The sequence below is a fragment of the Fibrobacter sp. UWH9 genome, from assembly GCF_900129715.1.
Taxonomy (GTDB): Bacteria; Fibrobacterota; Fibrobacteria; order Fibrobacterales; family Fibrobacteraceae; genus Fibrobacter.
On record NZ_FQWP01000009.1, the window covers coordinates 48,322 to 72,056 of the forward strand.

24 protein-coding genes are annotated in these 23,735 nt (G+C 46.5%); all 24 read right to left on the minus strand.

What is annotated here, in order from left to right; all coding sequences use genetic code 11:
• Positions 1 to 5: 5 nt before the first annotated feature.
• The 24 genes from BUB94_RS17380 to BUB94_RS09280 all read right to left on the minus strand — a co-directional run bounded on the left by BUB94_RS17380 (position 6) and on the right by BUB94_RS09280 (position 23,686).
• Entirely contained in the window at positions 6 to 3,692 is a 3,687-nt protein-coding gene (locus tag BUB94_RS17380; RefSeq protein WP_175549705.1) for a collagen-like triple helix repeat-containing protein, read from the minus strand.
• On the minus strand, positions 3,692 to 4,645 hold the full coding sequence (locus tag BUB94_RS09170; RefSeq protein ID WP_073236224.1) for a hypothetical protein: 954 nt from the start codon (positions 4,643 to 4,645) through the stop codon (positions 3,692 to 3,694). The genes BUB94_RS17380 and BUB94_RS09170 overlap by 1 nt, the downstream gene beginning before the upstream one ends.
• A 3-nt stretch (positions 4,646 to 4,648) precedes the next feature.
• Complete coding sequence (locus BUB94_RS09175) at positions 4,649 to 5,530, minus strand: putative phage tail protein (RefSeq protein WP_073236227.1); 882 nt, start codon at positions 5,528 to 5,530, stop codon at positions 4,649 to 4,651.
• A complete protein-coding gene (locus BUB94_RS09180) occupies positions 5,517 to 6,665 on the minus strand; it encodes a baseplate J/gp47 family protein (RefSeq protein WP_073236230.1) in 1,149 nt (382 codons plus the stop codon). Before BUB94_RS09180 ends, BUB94_RS09175 begins: the two co-directional genes overlap by 14 nt.
• Entirely contained in the window at positions 6,665 to 7,096 is a 432-nt protein-coding gene (locus BUB94_RS09185) for a phage GP46 family protein (RefSeq protein WP_073236233.1), read from the minus strand. Before BUB94_RS09185 ends, BUB94_RS09180 begins: the two co-directional genes overlap by 1 nt.
• A gap of 55 nt (positions 7,097 to 7,151) precedes the next feature.
• Positions 7,152 to 7,643: a phage baseplate assembly protein domain-containing protein gene (locus tag BUB94_RS09190; RefSeq protein WP_175549706.1), complete on the minus strand. Its 492-nt coding sequence runs from the start codon at positions 7,641 to 7,643 to the stop codon at positions 7,152 to 7,154.
• A 41-nt stretch (positions 7,644 to 7,684) separates the two neighbouring features.
• A complete protein-coding gene (locus BUB94_RS09195; protein ID WP_139260179.1) occupies positions 7,685 to 8,743 on the minus strand; it encodes a phage baseplate assembly protein in 1,059 nt (352 codons plus the stop codon).
• Positions 8,736 to 9,929 carry a DNA circularization N-terminal domain-containing protein gene (locus tag BUB94_RS09200; RefSeq protein ID WP_073236241.1) on the minus strand — a complete coding sequence of 398 codons (1,194 nt, stop codon included), beginning with the start codon at positions 9,927 to 9,929 and terminating at the stop codon, positions 8,736 to 8,738. Before BUB94_RS09200 ends, BUB94_RS09195 begins: the two co-directional genes overlap by 8 nt.
• Before the next feature lie 89 nt (positions 9,930 to 10,018).
• A complete protein-coding gene (locus BUB94_RS09205) occupies positions 10,019 to 10,276 on the minus strand; it encodes a hypothetical protein (protein WP_112132389.1) in 258 nt (85 codons plus the stop codon).
• 48 nt (positions 10,277 to 10,324) lie between these two features.
• Positions 10,325 to 12,052 (minus strand): phage tail tape measure protein, encoded by a 1,728-nt coding sequence (locus BUB94_RS09210; protein ID WP_073236248.1) that lies wholly within the window; start codon positions 12,050 to 12,052, stop codon positions 10,325 to 10,327.
• 124 nt (positions 12,053 to 12,176) lie between these two features.
• A complete protein-coding gene (locus BUB94_RS09215; RefSeq protein WP_073236251.1) occupies positions 12,177 to 12,440 on the minus strand; it encodes a hypothetical protein in 264 nt (87 codons plus the stop codon).
• Between the two features lie 106 nt (positions 12,441 to 12,546).
• Positions 12,547 to 12,924, minus strand: coding sequence for a phage tail tube protein (locus tag BUB94_RS09220; RefSeq protein WP_073236254.1), 378 nt, complete (start codon positions 12,922 to 12,924; stop codon positions 12,547 to 12,549).
• An 11-nt stretch (positions 12,925 to 12,935) separates the two neighbouring features.
• Positions 12,936 to 14,432: a phage tail sheath subtilisin-like domain-containing protein gene (locus BUB94_RS09225; RefSeq protein ID WP_073236257.1), complete on the minus strand. Its 1,497-nt coding sequence runs from the start codon at positions 14,430 to 14,432 to the stop codon at positions 12,936 to 12,938.
• Positions 14,432 to 14,632, minus strand: a complete 201-nt coding sequence (locus BUB94_RS09230; protein WP_073236260.1) for a DUF2635 domain-containing protein — start codon at positions 14,630 to 14,632, stop codon at positions 14,432 to 14,434. The genes BUB94_RS09225 and BUB94_RS09230 overlap by 1 nt, the downstream gene beginning before the upstream one ends.
• Positions 14,633 to 15,187 (minus strand): hypothetical protein, encoded by a 555-nt coding sequence (locus tag BUB94_RS09235; RefSeq protein WP_112132387.1) that lies wholly within the window; start codon positions 15,185 to 15,187, stop codon positions 14,633 to 14,635. It lies immediately after the preceding gene.
• The gene (locus BUB94_RS09240; RefSeq protein WP_073236266.1) at positions 15,159 to 15,533 is read right to left on the minus strand and encodes a head-tail joining protein; all 375 of its coding nucleotides are present in this window, start codon (positions 15,531 to 15,533) and stop codon (positions 15,159 to 15,161) included. Before BUB94_RS09240 ends, BUB94_RS09235 begins: the two co-directional genes overlap by 29 nt.
• A gap of 3 nt (positions 15,534 to 15,536) precedes the next feature.
• The gene (locus tag BUB94_RS09245; RefSeq protein ID WP_073236269.1) at positions 15,537 to 16,574 is read right to left on the minus strand and encodes a major capsid protein; all 1,038 of its coding nucleotides are present in this window, start codon (positions 16,572 to 16,574) and stop codon (positions 15,537 to 15,539) included.
• A 15-nt stretch (positions 16,575 to 16,589) separates the two neighbouring features.
• The gene (locus BUB94_RS09250; protein ID WP_073236274.1) at positions 16,590 to 16,940 is read right to left on the minus strand and encodes a hypothetical protein; all 351 of its coding nucleotides are present in this window, start codon (positions 16,938 to 16,940) and stop codon (positions 16,590 to 16,592) included.
• 3 nt (positions 16,941 to 16,943) lie between these two features.
• The gene (locus BUB94_RS09255) at positions 16,944 to 18,242 is read right to left on the minus strand and encodes a S49 family peptidase (protein WP_073236279.1); all 1,299 of its coding nucleotides are present in this window, start codon (positions 18,240 to 18,242) and stop codon (positions 16,944 to 16,946) included.
• 10 nt (positions 18,243 to 18,252) lie between these two features.
• Complete coding sequence (locus BUB94_RS09260; protein ID WP_073236283.1) at positions 18,253 to 19,812, minus strand: phage portal protein; 1,560 nt, start codon at positions 19,810 to 19,812, stop codon at positions 18,253 to 18,255.
• 9 nt (positions 19,813 to 19,821) lie between these two features.
• Positions 19,822 to 20,049, minus strand: coding sequence for a hypothetical protein (locus BUB94_RS09265; RefSeq protein ID WP_083538205.1), 228 nt, complete (start codon positions 20,047 to 20,049; stop codon positions 19,822 to 19,824).
• 351 nt (positions 20,050 to 20,400) lie between these two features.
• Positions 20,401 to 21,093, minus strand: coding sequence for a hypothetical protein (locus tag BUB94_RS09270; RefSeq protein ID WP_073236286.1), 693 nt, complete (start codon positions 21,091 to 21,093; stop codon positions 20,401 to 20,403).
• Positions 21,090 to 22,973 (minus strand): phage terminase large subunit family protein, encoded by a 1,884-nt coding sequence (locus tag BUB94_RS09275; RefSeq protein WP_083538206.1) that lies wholly within the window; start codon positions 22,971 to 22,973, stop codon positions 21,090 to 21,092. The genes BUB94_RS09270 and BUB94_RS09275 overlap by 4 nt, the downstream gene beginning before the upstream one ends.
• A complete protein-coding gene (locus tag BUB94_RS09280; RefSeq protein ID WP_139260180.1) occupies positions 22,973 to 23,686 on the minus strand; it encodes a hypothetical protein in 714 nt (237 codons plus the stop codon). The genes BUB94_RS09275 and BUB94_RS09280 overlap by 1 nt, the downstream gene beginning before the upstream one ends.
• Between the last annotated feature and the right edge of the window lie 49 nt (positions 23,687 to 23,735).

Consider the following 23,735-nt stretch of genomic DNA (forward strand, 5'->3'; position numbering starts at 1 on the left):
GCCTCCTACTGAATGAAGTAGATTGTGTTGGCAGCAGTGCCCAGGGTGCTACCGACAACGATGTGCTTGCCGTCTACAGTGTCTGCATCCTTGGCGTAGCTGACAGCCACACCCCTATAGGTACCCCCGGTCGTCTGGATGTTACTCGTAATGTCAACATAGGTACCCGTCAAGCTGGCCGTAAGGACGGCATTGGCCGTGGAGCCAGCAACAGCAAACTGGTTGGCCGTGGATGCGATGGTCGCAACGGATGCCGTATCAGCCGTGGATGCGTTACCCAAAAACTGGTTGTTGCCCGCACGGGACTTGATCACCCATCCATACCCCCAGGCGTATATCCCGTTATAAGTATTATCACCACTTGCCTCGCCCAAGAACCCGTAGCTGCCCAGGGCACCTGTGATATACATACGGGCTTTGCCATCGCTACTGGCAGTCGCCTCAACGGTGCCACCCACTGTCAACGCTCCAGTCATCGTGTCGCCAGACTTTGCAACAAAGTTGGCTGTGCTCGGAATGTCGCTAGTCAATGCGAGTGTACCGCTCTTATTAGGTAAGGTGAACTCACGTTCAGCTGTATATCTATCTTGAGGGCCTAAGTATGCATGATAGCTAGTACCCCTGGACTGCATACGCACTCTAGCTCTTCGGACATCGGTAGACTTGATTGCAAGAATATTTCCGTTGCTGTCGTCACCGACTGTATTGAAAAAATCGTAGGCATATCTGAGGTCCCCATCGCTATCTCTTGACACGATGGCACCTGTACCGATACTCTGCGATACCTTGCTTGCGGTTCCGTTCAACGTAACTTGATTGCTACTGTCAATAAGTAAGGCAAAACCACCTATCTTGTTGTCCCATATACCTCTTTTATAATCAGTAGTATAAGTCAATGAGCAACGTTCCTGTGTGGTAGTCCCTGGCTTGTATGCCTGAATATCTGTATTGCCACTTGACGCATTGAAGATAGGGTTAGATGTAAAAGTCTTTCTACCAGCGATTGTTTCATTACCAGTATTATGTACTACAGACGAATCATTAGCCTTAGCATTCCATGTATCTGCAGAAGCGATACGTGCATCGGCGAAAGTACCGGATGTAATCTTGTCTGCTGCAAGAGACGGAATATCAGATGCGGCCAAGTTAGCACCGGCTGTTACTAATCCTTTACTATCATAAGTAATCTTACATTTGGTTGCACCGGTTATGGCTGTATTTGCGTTAACTTTCTCATCAAGAGCAGCATTCACCACCTTGTTCTGCACAGGGTTGGTGCTAGTGTCGGACATGGCTGTGTCCACGATACCTTCCCAAGTACCTTTATCACCCTTTGGACCCTGAGGACCAGTCTCACCTTGGATACCTTGAGGGCCGGTTGCACCAGTATCTCCTTTATCGCCTTTAGGGCCTTGAGGACCAGTTGCACCCTTGTCGCCTTGGATTCCCTGGACGCCCTGGGGTCCCTTGATGTTGACAGTGGCAGGTGCGGTACTCGTGCTGCTCTGTGTCCAGCTGATGTCACCATTGGCTGCCACGGTGGGTAGCCATGTCTTGCCATCGTCACCCTTGCTGCCCTTGGTGCCGTTCTTGACATTGAAGGTAGCAGTGGTCCCATCCGCCCTGGTGAAGGTGAAGGTATTGGTGCCACCGTCTGCCGTAGATGTTGCGGTCTGGCTGCCACCCGTCAGGTAGTCGGTCGGCATGTCAGTGATGTCGGACTTGGTATGGCTGTGGCTGGACGGGGTGTAGGTCGTGGGCTTGTCAGTCACATCCGACCATGCCACGTCATCCTTGGTCGCAAGAGAACCGAGGTGTGTCGCAATCCAATTCCACAGAGTCTGTAGGCTGTACCATCGGAATACTCCGTTTGCCGCAGATTTATTCTGGTTGAGGATTGCAAAACGTCTAGTGTCGCTTAAAATGTTATCAAGATTTTGAACGTGGTTCAGTAGGTTGTATTCAGCTTCTACGCTCGTGCTTGCTCCAGTGCCGCCATGCGAAATAGGGAGGGTGCCCTTTACGGGGATTTCAAGTTGGTTTGCAGAGCCGTCAAATGTGGAGGCTGCGGTGCGTGCAAGGTTCACTCCGAGCGAACGGGGTTTGAACAGGCGTTGTGCCGCTACAAGGCTCTCCCAAGACTGTTCCTTTTTCCACAGCGACTCATAAGCTGGATATGTCACCCATGGAGTATAATCGCCAAAGAAAATCTTATGAGAGAATGTATCCCTGCTGGCGTAAGACGAGAAGAATCCGACAAGGGAAGCACCTTGATCCGAATACAAGGTGTTATCATAGTAGATACCTAGATAATACTTCTTTACCCCATCCTCCATTCTGCTACAAACGCAAGGACCGTAGGTATTACTAGACGAGAACAGATAAGTTGTGCTTTGGTCATACGCAACCTTACATGCGATTTCCACGACAGTAGGTGCACCAAATCCTTGATTTTTGCCCGCAATGAAGAATCCCTTAAAGCCTACATGGTCATTGTCAAGATTGACTATCGAACCATCTCGAAATGAGGTAACATCCCACAGCCGAACAAAGGAACCAGTTACACCAGTCTTGTATGTGGCTGGAATCTCAAAAGAAGTGAACCCTTTAATCGTTCCAGTAATTTTTGTCGCATCCGTAATATGGTTTAATTTACCATTCAGCGCAGCGTTGACCACCTTGTTCTGGACTGGGTTTTCGCTTGTGCTAGACAGTGCGGAATCGACTGGAAGTGTTGCCCATGCCGCCTTGCCGTCACTGCCAACCTGCAGTACCTTGCCTTTATCCGAGGTGGTAGCCGTAATGTCGGTAGTTGCATGCGAGTGAGACTTGTCCGCCTTGTCGCTCCACCCGTTCACGCTCATGGTGCCGTCCGTGCCGACACTGACCTTGCCCGTGGCCGTGCTAGACTTGACCACGCCAGTCATGTTCGCAGTTGCGATATCATCGAACTCCACGAAGTTGCTCAGATCAAGCTCTGCAGCCATACGGTCCCAGTAGGACTTGTGCTGCACAGGGTCATCCACCCAGGCGACATTATCACCCACAGATACGGACATGGGCTTGCCGTCTTCGCCATTGGTAATCTCGCCCGCCTCGTTGATGTTGTACACATCTCCATTGGACGGGCTGGTTAGGCCGTTAACATACGATGCGGCCACACTGCCACGATACTTGTAGGTGCCCGTCACGGCACTGTCCACATAGTCCTTGATACCGTTGGAGGTGACAGGGTTGCTACTGTGCTCGGTCGGGGTTGTATCAAAAGTCAAACAATCCTGTTTCCCTGACAGCATGACATCAACGTTATTCGACAAATTTCTAATAGCGCTATTAAGTTCGTCATCCGTAGCATAACCCGATAGATCCAGATGCAGGAACTGCGTCCACTGAGAACCATCATATCGCACAAGATCGCCGGCCTGCACATTAAGCACGGAACCATCTGGATTTCGGATGGAACCAGAATCCTTTACAGTCCAAATATCACCATCTGACATATCCTCAAGGAGGCTGATTTCACGGCAAGTAGCAGAGCCGAGTACACGAATCGAAGACCCACGCTTGATAGCCTTTGCGATTGGATCCGCGAAATTTTCGATAGCCTTATTACGAGAAGATTCGTCTTTAAGAGACAAATTGTCATTGCTGGCCTTAATTAGACCATCTACCAATTCTTTTTCCCAATCCATTAAAGCACCCTACGCCAAGTTCCTTTGAAGCGAATAAAATGAAGTACATCACCAGCAAACACAGTCAATCCCCACGCATCGTTAGTCTGGTCTTCACCAGTCCCATTACGGACGAAGATTTGCTGGCCATCATTCCGTAAGCCGGAGCAGTAAGTATCAATAACACCTACAGACGGATAAAAAAGATCCGTGTACGTTCTTGCTTCGATCAATCTGGATAAAAGAACATCCGCGCGAAGCTCGCCACAGGCGATCATTTGGCCCGTTGCATCAATACCACCATAATAACCCTCAGCATAATCCTTGAAAATCATTAGTCCTCTAACGGTAATCCCATTCAAAGAACTTTCCATCATACATGATGTACCAGACTTCAGCCTGAAATCGTCACAAGTCAATTTACCGCCAACAAAAACGGGTCCTTGGACTTGACAAGGACCAGACGCATACACAGAACTCAGTTTAAGTACGCCTTCGGTTCCGTCAGGATTAACGATAGATATGGTTCCATCAGAATTAACAATGATTTTATGAGTCCCAAAATCAACACAAGCTGTCTTTACACTACCATATCCAACCTTAGTCGAGCCATCTCTACCTTTTATTTCAACGCCGTCAGAAGACACATTGACGGTCAAACCCCCACGAGGACTTTTGAAATCAAGACCCTCAGAACTTAAAACAGATTCAAACCCGTCATCGGACCGCAACCAAACAGCCCCCTGATTTTGATTCTGAAATACAGAAGCAATAATAATCTTAAGAAACGATTTATACACCTGGTCATCATCATCATTGGACAGAGCAATGCCTGCAGACTCGACAACTTTGACGAGTTCACGCTGGATGGTGTTGAACCAGGAGGCGTTCAGGCGGGTAGCTGGCTGGCCCGATTCCGGGACACCATCAGTAAATTCAGAATTAACAGCAGTATCTGTATCAATTTTATGCATAAGTTACCCCTTTTCTCCATAGGCATACAAACATCTTGTATGAGACGGAATCGACGCATTGATTAACTTTTCAAAAGCAGCCTTTTCCCACCAGTGAAGTGGCTTATTACACTCCGTTTGACAGTCGAAAAATTTCACATCACTCAACGGGATATTCTGCTTAATCATCCAATAAAAGTTAAGGCGTTCCGGAGCATCTTGAACGCCATCAAAACGTTCTGGATTTTTCCAATACTCATAGATTTCAACATCTATACCGAATAGCGCAGCGACAGACTTAAAATACAGAATAGTACAACCACCCTTTTTACAGGCTTTTCTATAAACTTCAAGTAGCCTCTTCTTCGATTGTTCGCTGTCGCTCCCTTCGTATTCAACGCCTTCTTCCGGCAAGCGAAACTCCGATTCAAAATCAGTCACCGAATCTGTATGAGTAGGCGAAACATTTGTCCTATAAGCAGCGATCAAGCGATAAAGTTCTACAACGGCCCCTGCAATTCCAAGCATCAGACGACTAAATAAACCATCCGAACCTTTATACCAGGCAAAGCCACGAGGCAAAAGTCCCAACAAAGACTGGCAGACATTCTGTTCAAAATCACTTTCCGGATGGTCAGCTACATTATCCAGAGCCAATCTTTTCGTATCATCCGTCACATCGACTTTTCCAACAAACTTGCGATTTGCACCGGAGTCGCCCACATAAAGTTTCAAAATTCCCACTGTTTTGGGGGCCATCACCTGAATAAAACCATCGTCATAGTCATAGACAACAGCTTCGGAATCTCCGAACCACGCCTTCGTACTGCCCGAGAAACCAGCTCCGTACACATACACAGAACCGCCCTGCACAACAACTTTACCAGCGTAATTACGAATCAGCATAAGAACTCCAAGTCACTTCGCCATCTACAACAGGCTGTTCATAACCGGACTCTTCAGATTTCGCAAGAGAAAAACCTTGCGTCGAACCGTTAACTTTATACACGGCCACTTTTTCCGCACTGGAGGAAGATTTTAGCTCCGCCGTCAAGGACGAATTTGCGACAAATTCTCCAGGTTTATAATTTCTTAACGCAATTCGCAGAGAATCCATGACAGACTTCTGTACATCGGAATTATTCGGCTTGATCTTGATTTCAAAATTCAAACTTTTTTCCGTACAGGAAACGACTCGAACATCGGCGGTAACAGGCCTTCGAACATCATCGGTAACATAATCACGAACTTCTGAAACAACAGCCTCATTGACCGCAATATGATCATCATCACCGTAATGAACCAAAACGCACGTTACAGCACCAACATGAGGGCAATTCCGCAGAGGAATACAACGGGACACCCCTCCAAATCTTTCAGCCCAGCTTTTATAATCGTTATCAGAACCACCGCAAGGCTGGTTTCTCTTGAAATTCAAAATCCGTTCTCGATACTGCTCAACAGTTTCGCCCCAATACTCAACATTTCCGTTAACAAGGACTTCAATCCGAATACCTCCGACAAGTCCCTGGGAGTCGACAAAGGCAATTTTTTTAACGCCTTCAGGCTCAACATCCCTAAAATTCAATTCGGTTCCGGCTGAAAGATTTCCTTTTTCGCCAGGCTCAATGGCAATAATACCAACAGGCGTTCCGTTTATTCCACCGGAAAGAACAACATCGGCAACAACTTCAAATTCTTCGCCAGACGGAGTCGAGAAAATAGTTCCTTGCAAAACTCGTGCATATACATTTTCCGACCCAACAATTATGCGGCCGCGAGCGTAACCTTCAGGCTTATTGGGCAAATCAAAATCCACACCATTACTCAAGAGCGTTTCCACATCACAACTCGTCACAAAAGAATTTCGCCACATTTTCTGCAACATAAGCACAACGAGGTATGCCACCGCCGCAAATACACGGGCAATTACCTTCGTTACGCTTTTACGAAGAACAGAACTTTCGCCACCAAAAGCAGACGACATCTTATTTTCGGAAATACGAACAAATTCGTTAAGAGTCGGAACTGAAAAAGCCATCACAAAACCTCATTCCACAACATATTGAACCTGTAGTCTTCAACCTTTTCACCCTTAAGCACGGAAACATCTATATCGAGAGATTCGGCATCACAACGAACATCAACATTGACATCAGAAGCCACACCGTCATCAATCAGCCACTGTAGCGAATTTTTGACATACTGACGGGCAAGCAAGACCGTATTCGAGTCACCACGATTTTGAAAAAGAGTATGAACTAGAGAACCCCATTTATCACCCTCAAAAGTCGGTTCACCCCACCATCCATCATCCTGAAGCTTTCCGGAGAAACCTGAGACTTTGCGGGCCATGGAACCGATAGACAGAAGCACGGCATTCTTGAGAGACTCGCCCATCAGCAAGTCACCATTTTCAAAGCACAGGTCAAAAAAGCCGTCTTTTCTTCGTTCCAGCAGCAAGTCGCTCATAGGAACGAATATAGACAGCAACCATTATGAATTAAATATTTTCGTCACATTAAAATTAAGGGCCTTTCGATGGCGACGTCGGGCCAACAGCCGACGGATGAACATGAAGCAGAAGATGCACTGCGCCAGCATCAACCACAGTTCCTTCAACATCGGTGCAACCTGCAGCAACATCCTTGCAAGCCAAGACGCCTCCGGTCACATTCAAATTCCCTTCAACACGCACTTTGCCGGAACCGTCTTTCGACCGAAGTAATATAGACCCATCCTTTTTCAAGATAATTTCCGAACCGAACGGAGAATGCACGGCAACTTCACCTTCTTCAAGGTCAACATCCATATCAGAATCTTCACCACGGCAAGCAACAACAGCACCGTTATCTCGAGAACCACCAACGAACAACGCAATGGCTTTAACATTGCCCTTGGGCTTACTCGTAAAACCGTACTGCTGATAAAAGTCAACATCTTCCCTGGATTCACCCGCAAGAAGGTCAATGTCAACGGAGGACCCTTTACAGGCACTTATGACAGCACGGGCTATCATAAGCCTAATCCTTGACTTGATTGGATTAAGAAGTCGATCCATCATTTCTTGGCCTCATACAATGCAGTCTTTTTACGAATGTCAGCCCACGGGTCTGCTTTTCTCTTGACTTTCTTTTTCGGAGGTTGCGAGTAATAATCCTTGCGGACTAATTCCAAATCAACTACGGAACCCGACGAATCGTAGGAGAGTTCAACAGAATTCACCAGAAGAGTCTGCACATTCTTTCCAAAGAAGGCGGGAATCAATACGTCCACAAGGACACCTGGGCGCCACAATTTACCGTTAGAGCGTTTCCACCCAACCATACTGACATTCAGCGTGGTCGAACGGGCAGAACGACTAAGTGCCTCAAACGAAGCTTTCTGATTTGCGGAATCAACAGTGCCGTAACTTTCGTCAACCACTACCAGACAACGATTGCGAGTAATCTCGCCATCAAAGCCTTCACCACGTCTCTTTGTTTTAGGGTCGCTTGAACAAAGAACAACATAATCGGAATAACGTTCCGAATTGTCAAATGTCACATTCGCAGAAACAACATTCACTCCCTGACGAATAAAATCTTCGGCATAGTCAAAATCATCGTTTACAAGTTTGACAATTCCGTCGCCGGCAGAAGTACAAACGACACATTTCTGCCTGCACACGTCGGAAATAATATCAGCTCCAGTACATCCAGGATCCGGACAAAACTTGGCGATGGTCCCATCCGTCTTAACGCCATTAGATTGAAACAATAGACCAAAGCAATCACACACGGATTTGATGATTTGCTCTGCAGTCTTGTTTTTCCAAGACAGCCCAAATTCCTTCAGAGAACAGTCAACAAGGTCACAAGTCTTTTCACGGCCGCTGATAGAAATGTCATGACTTCCAGAAGAAAACGACGATTCCATCTTGTCTACGAAACCTTCAATAAGCAGCTCCCTGTCAACTTCAATACGGACCTCATCGCCAGGAAACAACACTGGAGAATCAAAGTTATCCGCAACAAACTGACTCAGGTTGAATCCGTTGCACAGCGTCGAAAGCGACAAGCCGACACTTACGGATTTCCACCCTTGAATAGCCACACCATTTCTGATAATTTTAATCATTGCAAAGAACCAAACATCCGTCAGAAGGTTTAATCATCAAAGGGTCTCGATAACCATTTCGTTCAAAGACTGATTCAACAAGATCCAGGCTCCCGTAGACCCCATAAACAATGGACAGAAGATTGTTCGATGCAGGAATATCAACACCAACTTCATAGGGAATATTGCTCAATCCATCACGAAGATACTTGAGAGCAGAAGCTTCAAGTTCCTGGGCGACCACATAAAGTTCAGGATCATCCGTTTCGGATAGCATCTTTTCAAACGCATCATACACATCATCCTGAATTCGTTCAGCCTCATCAACACTAGAGAATTCGCATTCAACAAGATTTTCAGCCACAGAAGAAGCTGCAGTCATACGAACAAGAGAGACCATCGCCATTTTATTCGCAGCAATTTGCGGATGAAATTCGTCCACGAACGGAAGCGAAAAAGACATAAGATCAAGAGCGTTCTTTAGAGATTCTTTTTTATCGACGTCAACACCTAGAATTTCAGCCGACATCGTCACCAAATTCTGAAAGCGAGCTACAAAATCACCAGGAGCAAGAATTACAGCCTGGATGTTAGACTTTATACGGCCAACCATACGAACATATTCAGCGGCGCGCTGAACAACCTTACGGCAAGAATACGCGGCATCAACAGCCTTTCTCGAAATTTCAACAGCATTGTCGAGAATCGATTTTTTCTTTCCAGACGTCTTAAAAGAGTCCTGAAATTTCGTTGCAGAAACCTTGCGAAGTTCCCCGGCCTTTTGTCTTGTCTTTCCGGAAAGACTAACCTCGACATTTCTTATCTCGAAATCATTTTCCGGAACAAATGTGACGGATCCAGAAATGTATTCCTGGAGATTGCTGTAAGATAGGTTTACGCCACCTTCGCAACGTGCATTGAACACCCCGAAATACGGATGGACTAATTCGCCTGGACCAGCTTCATTACAAGCCTTCAGGAAATCATTCTTTTTACTTTCGGCATCTTCGCCAAGAAAGTAAATATTGAAAGAATACTTGGCGACCCCTTTACCAGTATCCTCGTTCACATGATTGTCCGAAAACGGAATACTGTTAGTCTGGATATTGCGGCCACCGCCGGAATAATCCGAAGTATCAAAGAAAAACGGCACGCCCTTGTAGGACGCAGCAACACATTCAACGGTTACACCGTTTACAGGAATCATTACCTTTTGCAGGGAGTCAATATAAGCCAAAACAAGCCGCCATGTTTAACGATTTCTTCGTCAAACATACGATTTGATGTAGCCAAATGCTAGTAAAACGTCACATTTAAAAATGGGATAATGTCTCGAGCAAACCAATCGCCATCCATTGAGGCAGGAAAGCACAAAGACCACTTAAACGACATATAAAAGAAAACAGCCGACGCCATCGCAAAAACAAACAAGAGCACAGTATTTCTTGAAAAGAAATGCACGATTGATGCAAAAACTGCAGACACAATGCTAACAACCATCGGCAACACCAACGGAAGAATCATCATCAAGGCAATTTCAATCAACGTTTTCATATATACCCTATGACAATATATACAAAAACACAAAAGATTGCAATATTTTTAAAAAGAGGGCATGATCATATTTCCATAAAGAGCGTCTTTATAACCTTGACGTCTTACTTCAATTGAATCTTGCGGAAACCCCTTAAACAAAACTTCCATTGTTTGCTTGGTATTATTATTGACCGTTTTAGTGGTGCTAGTTTGAAACAAACTTGATTTACCAACACTTTTTTCAGGATTCGCCGCTTCAAACACCATAGAGCCCAAATCATCTTTGCCTATATCCGAAAAATCCGGACCGCCCAAAAATGCGTCAAAAATCTTATTTCCAACCGTACCTATTCCCTTAATAATGTCTCCGACTAGCCCAAGAGAATCCAGCCATTCATTGGTACATTCAACAACAATTTCGAGAGAGTGTATCAAACCATCAAAACTTGTAAAGCTCATTTCAGACCATCTTTCAGATATTTTATCCAACAAAGGTTCAAGAGCTTCGAAGGCAAACAAAACCCATCCTAACGGACCAAGAGCGGTTTTAAACGCCATACCAAACATTTTTACAGCAGGAGTCAAAAACTTGAACGATTTTGTAATCTTAGGAATAAAAGACAAAACTTTTCCTAAAAAATTCAAAACACGAACGCCAACAGGCTTCAGCTTACCAATCAAACGAAATACAAAATTAACAGCAGAAAAAATCAACTTTACCGGCATCCACAAAATTTTGCATATACTCGTAATTATGCCTAACAAAGGCATAACAATTCCGCCAAAAGCAACAGTAATAGTTGGTGCCGCAACTCCAAATCTATCAATCAGTCCACCAATAAAATCTAAAAATCCACCCAAAAAGTCAATTATTTTTGGCATATTTTTCACAAGTGAATCTACGAATCTAGGCACCGACTCCTTAAGCTTATCAAAAGCTTCCAAATACTTTCCACTATTCTTCTGAAATTCTTCAGTCAACGATTCGACCAGTTTAAGAAGCTCAGGAAGAAATTTCATCCCGACACTATTAACAAGAAGATCAAACGTAGCTTTCAATCTTGCCAACGATTGGGCATATTTTTTCGCTTGATCAGCTTGCTCTTTATCCATTAAACCAAATCTTTCACTTTCTTTCATCCATTTTTGAATTGCATCACCACCCTCATTAAGAAGAGCAATCATTTCCACACCAGATTTTCCAAAAATTGATGTAGCTATTTGAATTTTCTGAGACGATGTATACCCAGCATTCTTAAACTTATCAGCCAAATCAACAATCGCCTTTTGAGGAGACATCAAATCTGCTTTTATTTTTTTCGCACTAAGTCCAACTTTAGCAAACGCAACAGAACCTGCAACTGCATTTAATTTCATTTTTTTCAAACTATTGCCAACAGAATCCATTGACACACCAGCAATTTTAGACGCGTACTCTAGTTGTTGATAAACTTTTACGTCTATTCCAAATAAATCAGAATTTCCTTCAATTTCATTTAGTTTCAAAACAGCCTTGTTAAGTTTTGCAACTGCAAAGCCTGCGGCACCAAACACAATGCCAATACTCGTACCAAAATTCGTGAACGATTGCAAAGCATTTTTTGAATTTCTACCAAATTCTCTTACGCCATCTTTCAATGCATTAAAACCACTGACTCGGGCAAGCCTTTTCAGTGAATGTTCAAGTTTATGAACAGGTCTTAAGGCCTGTTCAACGCGCTTGTTAAAAAGCACAAAAGGAGCCGCCGTTTTATCGACAACAGAAATAACAGTCTCAAGAACTTTAGTAGCCATCACTTAATTCCTTTACTTTCAGCTTTGATATAGGCGTCAGCACACTTCGACCAAAAAGAAAGTTCGGCAGCATTCATCCGATAGATTTCAGATGGTTGCATACCGAACTTGAGAGCAAGAACCGCTACATCTCCGGCCCATCCGTTTCGCCAATCCCGAAAAAAGGCGTAATAGCCTCGGCAATGGCAAGAGCATCCGCAATAGGAATGCATGCCACCTTCGGAAGCGGCCAGCCGGTAGCAGCCACAAGCATGGCTCCGGTACGGTCACCATTACCGTTGGCGTTGGCAATACGGATCAAATCGCCTGCATTGTATTCTTCCTTGAGTTCCACGGAATCGACATTTTCGTTGCCGTAGCGGAAAGTTTTCTTAAAGTTGTATTTCATTTTTTCCTCGATTGTGGTTGGTTAAAAAAAATGGATGAGGAACGTGCCGCAGCTAGATCAATCCTCAAGACTTCGCCACGACACGCTACCCCAACCAAGGAGAATTCTAGGACTTGATTTCGGTTGCGACGTCGCCAGAGAATTCAAAGCTGACTTCGCCTTCGGCACCACTCACACTCAGGTCGCCGGTAAACACGCAGTTAGGGAAGCTAACCACCTTGCCATTCGGGCAATGGAGTGTGATCGTTGCACCCTTGGTAGAACGGAGCGCAGCAAGATCCAATTCGGAAGTATTCGTGGTAGTACCAGAAATCTTACTACCGACAATTTCCAAAGAGGTTCCGTGCATCTTTCCGTCCTTGCCGCGGACTACAGTGCGCTTTTCGCCTCCGACATCAAATTCAGGGTCGCCCTTAAGCGGGAATTCAACGCCATCGACATACATAGTGTAAAGACCACCGACATCATCAAACTGTTCAGCCATCTTTCACCTCCTTACTTGAACTGAATCTTGCTCTTGCAAATCAAGAGCTGGTCAATAAGGTCTGCAGGAATGAGGAAATTCAGCGCAGTATCGTCATCAGGATCACGTTCCACGACAACGTTTGCAGCGAATTCTTCGTAATTCTGAACAAGACCCTTGCTCATCCAATACTTGTATCGGGTAAGAATTTCAGCCTTGCCCAAAGAAGGAGTCATAACGACCTGACCAGGACCATATTCGTTACCATCGTCAGCAAGTTTTGCATGGGGGTACTTCCCGCCAAGGTAGGCATTCCAATCCCAGCGCAAGAAGCTCAAGGTATGAACCTTTTCGAGCTGCTGATAGCTGGTATCAGCAACACCCGCTGCATTCTGCTTATAGGTGGTAACGCAGCGCTTGAGGTACACGGTACCGTCGTCACCCGCGGCAAGAAGAGCAACGCCATGTTTGAGCAAGGAATTAGCCTCGGGCATAATCAAGCGGTCATCTTTCTTCGGGGCAACAACTCCGTAGACCGGCCAGTTGCTGAGAGGAACGGCAGGATCATTGAGGGCGCACTGGGCAATGCAACCAGCAGAAGCAGCCGCAACAACGCAGGGCTGAGACGGAGTCTTCACAAGGCCCGGAATGCAAATCACCTGGGAATTGCGAGCGGCACCTGCAGTAGTATAAGCAGAGAGTGTTCCTGCCACGGAATAGTAGAGAACGCCATCGCGTTGGACGGTTGCACCCCAAAGTTCATCCAGAAGTTCCTTGATGTAAGCAACGCCGCCAGTTGCAGTATTGTCACCACAGCCAACTACAACAGCCTTGAACCATTCGCCAGCAATTTTTGCACCAACGGTAGTTTCATTGTATGCAGTATCCTTCGCACCACCAGAAAGGGTTCCGGTTTCAGGAAGAGTGATAGTCAGGCCAGCGGGAGTCTTTTCACCTGCGTTAAAGTTCGCTACAACGCTAATGTCATTACCTGCGGCACCCTTATTCTTTGCAGTAATGGTCACAACGCCATCAGATGCAGAAGCCGTTACAGGAAGATTCTTGACTTCATTGATTGCAGTTGCGATGTTGGAAGCCACACCAGGAGTCCCATCAGCATCCTTGGCCTCATCACCGGAGACAACAGTCACGGTCACCGCCTGACCACCAATCAAAAGGTAAATCGGAGCGGATTCGGTAGCAGTACCGGTCACTGTAATGGAACCAGTTGCAGCAACACCATCAGAAGCGTCCTGCAGAGCAAGGCAGTAGAGTTCCATGTTCTTTGCATTCTTACGGAACGCACGAGCCATGAGCGCAATCTGGGAACCTTCGCCAAACAGGGAATCGGCTTCGGCGTCGGTAAAGACCTGAGTCACACTAGCGGGTGCGTCAGCCTTTGTCGCCTGGCCAATCAAAATGTTTTTCCAAGGCATCGGGCCCGCCTTGGCAGCGCGGGAATTGTCAAATTCCGTTGCAAAAATCGGCACCAGATTATTTGCCGGAATTTCCTGGAACTGAATAGACATCAGTCACCCTCCGTATTCTTGTTGATTTTAACCTCAGACACCTTGGCAGTTTTAACTTCTACCAATTCGCCATCAGCAATTCTGCGAGCCACATAGGCGTCAACAGCAATGTTTTCGCCATCGGGCAGAACATTACGACCACGAGCAGGCAGATAAACTGCCAGCCCTACGGCCGGTTTCAAAAAAAGTTTGTTAGCCATTCATCGCCTCACTCTCGTAGTAAACTTTTGCTTGTTTCCGGAACCCTCGCCCATGGAGATTTCGTTATTAGCAGAAATAAATTCATCTGCAGGTCCACCAACAGATATCGTCACATTAAATTCCGTAGAGAACGTAATTCGCTGACAACCTCTGTTCATTTCGCCCAGGGCAGTCAAGTTATTTTCGACACCAGTCAGTACAAACCGCTTAGTAATGCCTCCGAAAAAGCCTTCCTTAGGCATTAGCGGTTGGAGTGCAGCGATAACGGAGTGAGTCATGTCATCGAGCATATCATTGACAGAATCACATTCATCCTGGCAAACAACATCAACAACAACGCCACCAGAGCACTTGTAAGTTTTCGGACTTGTGCGCTGATCATCAAAACTAAAGGAATCTGTATACACAACGGCAAAGGAACCTTCCTCAGGCCAGGCATCATCTTTGCGAGCCTCAAACACATTCTCACCAATGCCATCGATATTGGCATTGATAATCGTATCGATTACCGCATGGCGAAGCTGCTTAATTGCTGACAGAGTTCTTAGAGCCACTTGCACGATCCTTCATGTAGTAAACCACTACACCGTCTTTCGGGAATTCAACATCCTTAGCCACAACGCGTTTTGCTTCGTGGAATTCATTTTCACCCAAAACAAAAACATCGCCCTTGCAGGGCTTTCCACCTGGCAAAGAGGACGCAGAAACAAAAAGGCGAGGATTATGGGAAATGGCATCCATGCCACCACCCATATTCTCACCTTGCAAAGGAAGTTCATCATACAAGCCGTTCAAGGAATATTCCTTACCGCCTCTCACGAGGGTAACAATCTCCCCGAACTCGTCTTCATTAAAAAACGAGCCGGAAAGATCATCGATGAGGTCATCCTTGAAAGACATTGTTTACACAACCTTACGAGAAATGATTGCGGCACCGTTCATCGGGACAAACAACGGGCTGGATTCTTCTTCAAGAATCTTGGACTTGCCGTTCTTAATCCAGGTGTAAACGTAGGACTGGCAAACATTCAGGGTGCCGTCGGTACCATCTGCGATAGCGCCGTAATGCATTTTGAAGCCAGCACCATTACCAATCATGATAATGGAATCCTTGGGAATCAAGTTCAGGTCCTTCTTCTGCTTTTCGTCATAGAAGAATTCATCGTAGGTAATGATGTCCATGCCAAGGATGTGAGCGGCACGAGTAATGCCTTCCGGATCGGTGTCCTTCGGGTCAATTTCGCCGAACATCATGTGACGCTTGTCCATGTATTCCTTGACAGCATCATTCTGGATGAATGCGTCGAAGGCGTCGTTACCCATGATGGTCAAACCGACATTGCCACCACCATTCTTCGCGACCAGACGCTTCTGGTTCAGAAGATAGAGAATCGGATTGGAACCATTCGCATCAAACTTATCACCAGAAGCTGCGGGAGAAAGGTTTGCAGAAGGGATGTTCAGGTTGATGGTTCGCATCAGATTGTCGTCAACCTTAACATCAACCTTACCAGTAGTGATCGCTTCAACAATCTGCTGTTCTTCACGACGTTCGATAGACTGACGAAGTTCGAGAGCGTCATTCATCAAGCTCTGGAACTTAATCTTTTCAGAACTTTCCTGGCCACCATAGGTAACAATACCGTCTGCCTTAGCAGCAGTTTCGACATCGCGCTTGGAAAGATCGCGCCACGGATGCACGGTAGGAGCAGTCACCACAAGGCGTTCAAAACCATCACGGGCAAGAGCCTTGCCATTTTCGTCATCATCGGCAACATAGGAAGCAATGAGACGGGTCTTCTTATTCTGCTGAAGAATAAGAGTCTTAGTCTTGTGCAGTTCAACAGCGCACATACGGCGAAGGAACTGAGAAGGCTTAAAGTTTTCGCTGGTAAGCTTGGTCAGCTCGTAGCGAGAATCAAGATTGAGTTCACCAGACATTAGGTCCTCCTTTCATTAGTCCTTTACGCCGTCAACAGCCTTAAAGAAAAGGCAACGTGCGGCAAGTTCATCCTTAACGGTCTGCACATTGGCACCTTCGCCAATCACAATAGAACCGTCAGCAAAGCAACCTGTGCGGGCAACGAGAGCATAGCCGCCATCAGCACCAGTATTTACATCCGCCATAAGGCGAGCAACCGGTTTAGCATCACCGGCAACAAGCACAAGGCCCTTGTCGGCACCAGCGGAATTCACCGCAAGGATTGCACCGCGCTTAAGGTTCTGATTGGCCCCGATCTTTACAACTTCGCTGTGAATCGGGAAATCACCTGCGATATCGTTGTCGAAATTGATCTTAGTCGACATTGTTTACCCCTTTTTGTAGAATTTGTTTGCAGCTTCCTTGGCCCAATCGGAATGCTTAGAAGCAGAAGTTTCTTCCTTTTCGCCATCCGGAGTCACGCTGTTTGCGGCAGAGGCACTCTTTTCAAGAGCGGAAATAGCACGATCCTTTTCAGATGCGGCAGACGGAGCTGTTTCAGACTTAGCCTTGAATTCGTCACGTTCTTTCATAACTTCTGCATTGACAGAAAGAAGAACGGAAATCTGTTCCTTAGCTTTGGAGAGAGCGAACGCATTTGCGTCAGCGACGGTCTTAGATTCGTCTTCCATAAAGTTTTTCTTGTCTTCTGCAGAGATTTCAACACCCGCAAAAGCAGCTTCGAAGGAAGCTACACGGGCCTTGTAATCAGCAATGGCCTGAGCCTTGATAGCTTCCAGATCCACGCCTTCAGCACTTGCTGCGGGAGCAGACTTTTTGTTTTCAGTAGCCATTACGCCACCTCCAATAGATAGACTTCCCTGAGCCATTTGTTTACAGAGAGCGTCCAGGGAAATCACGCCGTCTGCAAGACCAGCCTTTACAGCATCAGCACCGATAAACACGGCACCTTTACCGTAATTGTTGAGTACATCCTGGTAAGTAGTTTCACGATTGCGGGCAACCGTTTCAATAAATACGCTGGCAAGATCGTTCAGTTCTTTCTTGATCAGAGCCAAGCCTTCGGGAGTATCGGGCGTTGCAGCTTTATCGGGAGACAGGTCAGAAACAACTACCTGCGTCTTGATCAAATCCTCGCTCCACTTCGAGAAGCTACACAGTACGCCAATAGAACCAAGAGTGCCATTGTCAGCACAAAAAACTTTTTCACAACTAGACCCAATCCAATAGGCGGCAGAACACATCATGCCACCGGTGCGAGCAACAATGCCATACGGCTTTTTACCGCGGGCTTCAAAAATTCGATTACCAAGGTCAGCACAGCCATTGACTTCACCACCCGGAGAATTGATGTCAAAGACAATTCCCTTGACGTTATCATCTGCAAGACATTCATCGAAAGCAGCCTGAATAGAATCGTAAGAATCGCAGCCCCACCAGAACGCATCTTCACCGCGATAAATCAGAGAACCGTCAATTTTAATGACGGCAATCCCGTCGTCACGATGTTCGACAGCGTTCACAATATCAAGTTCGCCACTTTCCTTGCGAAATCTAAAGCGTCCGTCTTCATCTTCGGTAAATCGCAGGCGGGAAGACGCCAGAATAGAAGCATCTTCGGAGCGCATAGCCCACTTTGTACCGATAAACTTCGCCAAAAAATTCATTTCAATCTTCCTAGTTCAAAGAACTTTCGTTCGTATCATCAGTCGATACAGAGAAACTTTCAGTCTTAGTTACGCTACCAGGTTCGCCAAGACCCTTTGCCTTGCGCATATTCAGTTCCTTTGCAAGCTGGTCTGTAATCACATCGTATTCGCCGCCATTGACCATGGCGCAAGCAGTATCACGGTCCATAAGCTGTTCGTCAATCTGCATCTTGATTGCCTGAGTTTCGCGAAGAGGATCAAGCAAGAATGCCGCATCAGAAATCCAACGGCATCCACACCAAAGTGCACGCTTCATCGGATCATCAAAGAAACCCGGAGCTTCAATTTCACCAACAAGCACAGCCTGGGCCAGCCACTTTTCGTATATGGGCTGACAGAAGTCGCTAATAAAATCCTCACGCATACGATTGAAAGTCTTACGGCTTTCAAGAACCGCTGCACGAACAGAGTTGTAGTTCGACGTATGGAAATTTTTCAGGATAACTTCATAGCTGGCACCAGTAGCGGCACCTGCTTCGCTGAAAATCGATTCCACAAACGGCTGATAGTTTACGTTCGGTCGAGCCGGGTTCAGCAAGTCTGCCTTAAACTTGTTCGGCAAAGACCAAATTCCACCTGGCTTCATGGAAAGTTCAAGTTCGTTCCTTCTTGCAGGAACTTCATTTCCATAGGAATCCACTTGCTGTTCCGCATCGCCACCGCCACCAATACCCGTCATTCCGCTAAGGTCATCAGCTTCTTCGTCATCATTGCTGGTAACAACGGCTGTTACACAGGCACTGACAACAGCGGCCATGAGTTCTGCATCCTGGTATCGTTCCAGCTGCTTCAGCTGCATGATCAATGGAGCTAACAGAGGAACACCACGGCGCTGATCTGTACGGTCCACAGAAAGAATGTGGATTACATTCGGCGTACCTAGAGCGTCAAATGCAGGAACCCTTACAGTATCCACGTTATCGGTATAACTATCAATACTCCAAGCTGGCTTAGATGTAAAATAATAGGCAGCAGGGGTTCCGTTCTTGTTTGTTTCAACGCCATGCAAAAGCGCATCGGAATCCATCACTCCAAACGGATTCTGGCAGCGTTCGCTTTCAAGAATCTTAATGCAAAGGCCAAAAGGACTATTCTTGTCGTAGCAAGCCAAACCAAAGCTATCACCGCCAATTTTCGCAGACTTGAAAGCAAGATGCTGAAGCTGGGCGAAGGTATTCTTCTTTTCGGCATCGCAATTCTTGGAATTTGCCCAAAGTTCAAAAAGGCTCTGGGTATTTTTTGCCCACTTTTCAGCTTCTTCCTGAGTCATTCCAAGACGGTCCGGCATTCTGACATTCGGACGGCACTTGCATCCAGTACCAACAACATTCGTCGTAAAACTTTCAATCATTGCCCGACTGAATGTGTTGTTCTGGAAAAGCTGACGGCTACGGAGCCTTAAAATATCAAGGTCAAGAGCAAGGTCTCTATCCGCAGAACTCGGAAGCGCAACAAAGTTACGCAAAGCCTCAGTGATAACTGAAGCGGCTTTCCAGGCAGTACCTCTAGGACCCATCATACGAGACATTCAAAAACCTTACATCGGGACAGCAGTAAAAATCTTGGATTTACCCTTGCGCTTGCCTTCTGCAGTGGCAAGGCGACCAAGCCACAAGTCAAGCTGTTTCTGGCAAGAATCAACGGAAGCCCTGCTCAGCGAGCGCCCGCCAATGGAATAGCTCTGGGCTTCCATAGCCTTGAGCAAAGCCTTTTCGGCAGCATCCACCATTTTCTTGCAAAGTTCAACGGAGTAAATCTTTTCCACGCCAACAAAATAGACGAATGGCTATGTTTTTCAAATAAAATCGTCACATCATTTTCGTGACTTCACGAAAATGGTTTAGTCTTTAACCTTGATTAACTTTTTATTTAACCACTTGGTTAAAAAGATTGTATATTAAAGGCATGGAAAAGCAGAAAAACAAAATCCTCGACATCGTACTGAAGCAGATCACATTCTTCTGCTTGTACTGGGGATTTTACGCCATCGGCTGGCACTACTGCACGACAATTAAAATTGGCAGCGTATCAACTCTATTTTACGACGCTTCTTTTTTCGTACCAGTTTTTTCAACTTTATTCTACTTCGTTTCGGCTATAGCTTTTCAACTGAATATCACTTCGCCGTCTTCACAGCCTTCTGATAAGCAGTCATAAAGTCGCTTTCGATATACTTCTTATAGAAAAATTCTACAATTTTCTGCCAGTTCCAACGAGCTGGCACTTCTACTTTCGGGTACATAGCATACATCCATTCCAACTTTCTGGATCCAGCAATGTGGCGGGCAATAAATTTTACGCCATCGGCACGCTCCATTTCAAACGGCTTGTATTTGGAAACCTTTCGGGCAGTAGGCCTGCTTTCGGAGTATTTGCATCCCTTACGGATTCGCGACTTTTTACCACCATTCTTGGCATCAGCAAGCAAAGCCGATACATAATAGCCAGGCTTGATAGCACCCTTGACGGTCATTCCTTTGGATGTAACGCCTTCGCGAGGAACAGGAACAGACTTCCCGGGTTTTGCAACCTTTTCGCCACCATATTCCTGACGGGCCATGAACAGCTTGTCCAGATAAATTCTGGCTGCAGGAACCTTCTTATCTGCCTTGTCAATGCGAATCAAGTTCGGGAGACCCTTATTTCGCATAGTGAACTTTCGCGGATAATCCTTTATAAGCGCACGGCGGGAGCGGAATGCGTTGGCGTTCACAGCTTCCTTCATGGCAAACGGCAACTGTTTTTCGCGAACATCGTCAATTTCCTTCAAGAACTTGTTGATGTTGCATGAAACATGAAAATCCATCATAGACTCAACCCCTGATTGATAACTCTGGCAGGCCTTCTAACGGCTCGGCTGCCCGGATTCTTTGTATAGCTCTGGCCAAGCGAGGCAAGTTTATCCACATCAACACCGGTAAGGTTTACCGACGCACGGGCGTAAACACGGCAGTCAAGCGGTTCGTTTCGCTCATAGACCTTTTCGTAGACGTAAGTCAAGAAACCGCGACTCATGCGGGATTTCTTTTGTTCTGCAGTAAGCTGGCGAAAATGCTCGGCATCGTAGATTTCCTTTTCCGGAAAATGGCAATAGCCCGGACCAGGCTTATCATAATTCAGTACATTGAAGAACCAATCCTTGACGGTATCTGTTCCCACAGTAATGAGTTTTGCATTTTCTGCGCTGGACTTTTTCGTGGATCCCGGGCGACTGATTACCGGTCGGTTTGGACCACGGGCACCAATACTCGCATAAATCCTACGCCATTCCCTGCGGGCGCAATACTTATAGACTGCCGAAGTCTTGTGGCCACCGGAGTCCACCAACCCCGCAGCAACATAAAGCTGCTGGCCATCCGCCTTGCAATACGGTGCAGAAATAATTTCGTCAAGAGTCTCCCAAACTTCCTGCAAATCGGGATCACCAGGAATTATCCAGTAGCCAACGCTCCAACTTTCAAGACCCTTGCCCCACCCGACAACTTCCGCTTCCAGGCGGTCATCCTGGGTATCAACGCCAATGGTCAACAACACCACGTCATCCGGAACCTCGGCTCCATAATCTTCACGGCGCAGTTCAAGATCCGAGTAATCTTTTCGAACCTGATTGTCTTCATCCCACGCTTCACCCGCAACGTTGTTGGTCCATACCTTCATCTTTTGCGGGTCGCCCTTGGCTTCCAGGAATTCGGCGACAGCTTCCTCCCAGGAATACCAACCCAGCGGACTATAGAACGCACTCAAATGGTAGCTAGGGTAAGCACCGTTTTCGTTTGTCGGCACCCACTGGCCAAGAGCCATTAGCTCAGTCTTTCGCCATTCCTGATATTCGCCACCGCAATGAGGGCACTTCATGCGAACTGTCCACGGTAAATGATTACCGTTTTCATCACGGTCCCACACCATGTACCCAAACTTCCACACATGAAGTTCACCGCAATGCGGGCAGGGAACATTGTAATAACGCTGGTCGCCAACTTCAAATTTCTTGGTAATACGGCACTTTCCACGAACCGTAGGGGTACTGTTCCAAAATCTCTTCTTTCGCGGAAAGTTCGTCGTTCGGCGCTTCACCAGGTCGCACGGATCACCTTCGCCATTGCAGTCAAGGGGCCATCCTGAAATTTCATCACAAAGAACAACTTGCAACGGCTTTGAACGCAACTGTGAAGCGGAACCGCCCGATCCAAGGAAAAAGATACCGCCTGGATATTCCTTGCACCCAGCAGTATCGTTGGTGAAATACTTATCCATCTTCATAGCGGCAAATGTCGGGGCAAGGCGCTGCCGTTCAAAATCCGCAGCTGCGTCATCCGTAGTCTGGTAAAGTCCAATGGGGCACGGACTTTGAAGCATGTAATAAAGCGCAGTGTTTATCATGCATTCCGTACCGCCAATCTGGGAACCTTTCATGAAGGCCACATCGGCACATGGATTCTGCGGTGAAAGCATATCCATGATTTCCACTAAGTAAGGCGTTCTATCGTTAGTCCACTTACCCTTGGATGCAGAAGCTTCACCGGCAAGCAGGCGCGTTTCAGAAGCCCACTGGCTAATGGTCAAATCCTTTGGTGGCGTAAGACCTTGAATAATTCCCGCAAGACAAAAAGACACGTTCTCATGCAACACCTGGGAACGTTCCGACTTTTGCGCCACGGCGCGAGGTTCTGTCAATTCTTCAATCGCCATCAGTCAAAGAAATTGTCAACAGTTCTTTCGCTAAGGTCTTTCAGTACGATAATGGATTCCTTGCGGATAATTTCTCCAATCTCATGGTTGGAATCCTTCATGGCCAATCGGAGTTTTTCAGGTTCAATACCAGCATTCGCTAGTTGCTCCTGAAGGTGGCCGCATATTTTTGGAGCCAACTGCACGTACATATTCATGACCTTTTCCTGGATCATGGCTCCCATCTGGTAGCCCTTGAGGAATACTGTCTGCTTATCCACGAGGCTACCTTCTTTTTCATCAGCCTTAAGCTTTGCAAGGCGGGCCATGTGGTATTCCTTTTCCGCCTTGGAAACTTCCAGTTCCTGACGTTCCTGCACAACAGAACCAAAATCCATTCCTTGAATCGGAGCGGAAACTGGTCTCGGGGCCTGCGGGTTTTCATTTCCGAAAACATGGGCCATCGCCTGGGCGTCCATGTTATCGTAACCGGCGGCAATCTGCCCGCGGGTGGGCGTTGTCACCTTGCTGCGGTCCTTCTTCAGAGTCCACTGCTGCGCACTCAGGACCTTGTGGTAACACTTTTCGCCACGGGAATTCCGGAAAGTATCCAAGCGCCCCTTTGATGTCGCTTTTGAAACCGCGGCACCAGAAACACCCATCTGCTTAGCAAACAGTGCTCCGGAACACAATTCATCATCCGAATACGAATGTTGATGACGAGCATAATCCATAAAAAAACTCCGTTTAACCAAAGTTAAACAGAATTAGTTAAAACGAGTT

Coding starts and splice junctions, on each gene's coding strand:
- BUB94_RS17380 (WP_175549705.1), bottom strand. CDS start 3,692: ATGGATTGGGAAAAAGAATTGGTAGATGGTCTAATTAAGGCCAGCAAT.
- BUB94_RS09170 (WP_073236224.1), bottom strand. CDS start 4,645: ATGCATAAAATTGATACAGATACTGCTGTTAATTCTGAATTTACTGAT.
- BUB94_RS09175 (WP_073236227.1), bottom strand. CDS start 5,530: ATGCTGATTCGTAATTACGCTGGTAAAGTTGTTGTGCAGGGCGGTTCT.
- BUB94_RS09180 (WP_073236230.1), bottom strand. CDS start 6,665: ATGGCTTTTTCAGTTCCGACTCTTAACGAATTTGTTCGTATTTCCGAA.
- BUB94_RS09185 (WP_073236233.1), bottom strand. CDS start 7,096: ATGAGCGACTTGCTGCTGGAACGAAGAAAAGACGGCTTTTTTGACCTG.
- BUB94_RS09190 (WP_175549706.1), bottom strand. CDS start 7,643: ATGATAGCCCGTGCTGTCATAAGTGCCTGTAAAGGGTCCTCCGTTGAC.
- BUB94_RS09195 (WP_139260179.1), bottom strand. CDS start 8,743: ATGATTAAAATTATCAGAAATGGTGTGGCTATTCAAGGGTGGAAATCC.
- BUB94_RS09200 (WP_073236241.1), bottom strand. CDS start 9,929: ATGATTCCTGTAAACGGTGTAACCGTTGAATGTGTTGCTGCGTCCTAC.
- BUB94_RS09205 (WP_112132389.1), bottom strand. CDS start 10,276: ATGAAAACGTTGATTGAAATTGCCTTGATGATGATTCTTCCGTTGGTG.
- BUB94_RS09210 (WP_073236248.1), bottom strand. CDS start 12,052: ATGGCTACTAAAGTTCTTGAGACTGTTATTTCTGTTGTCGATAAAACG.
- BUB94_RS09215 (WP_073236251.1), bottom strand. CDS start 12,440: ATGAAATACAACTTTAAGAAAACTTTCCGCTACGGCAACGAAAATGTC.
- BUB94_RS09220 (WP_073236254.1), bottom strand. CDS start 12,924: ATGGCTGAACAGTTTGATGATGTCGGTGGTCTTTACACTATGTATGTC.
- BUB94_RS09225 (WP_073236257.1), bottom strand. CDS start 14,432: ATGTCTATTCAGTTCCAGGAAATTCCGGCAAATAATCTGGTGCCGATT.
- BUB94_RS09230 (WP_073236260.1), bottom strand. CDS start 14,632: ATGGCTAACAAACTTTTTTTGAAACCGGCCGTAGGGCTGGCAGTTTAT.
- BUB94_RS09240 (WP_073236266.1), bottom strand. CDS start 15,533: ATGTCTTTCAAGGATGACCTCATCGATGATCTTTCCGGCTCGTTTTTT.
- BUB94_RS09245 (WP_073236269.1), bottom strand. CDS start 16,574: ATGTCTGGTGAACTCAATCTTGATTCTCGCTACGAGCTGACCAAGCTT.
- BUB94_RS09250 (WP_073236274.1), bottom strand. CDS start 16,940: ATGTCGACTAAGATCAATTTCGACAACGATATCGCAGGTGATTTCCCG.
- BUB94_RS09255 (WP_073236279.1), bottom strand. CDS start 18,242: ATGAATTTTTTGGCGAAGTTTATCGGTACAAAGTGGGCTATGCGCTCC.
- BUB94_RS09260 (WP_073236283.1), bottom strand. CDS start 19,812: ATGTCTCGTATGATGGGTCCTAGAGGTACTGCCTGGAAAGCCGCTTCA.
- BUB94_RS09270 (WP_073236286.1), bottom strand. CDS start 21,093: ATGATGGATTTTCATGTTTCATGCAACATCAACAAGTTCTTGAAGGAA.
- BUB94_RS09275 (WP_083538206.1), bottom strand. CDS start 22,973: ATGGCGATTGAAGAATTGACAGAACCTCGCGCCGTGGCGCAAAAGTCG.
- BUB94_RS09280 (WP_139260180.1), bottom strand. CDS start 23,686: ATGGATTATGCTCGTCATCAACATTCGTATTCGGATGATGAATTGTGT.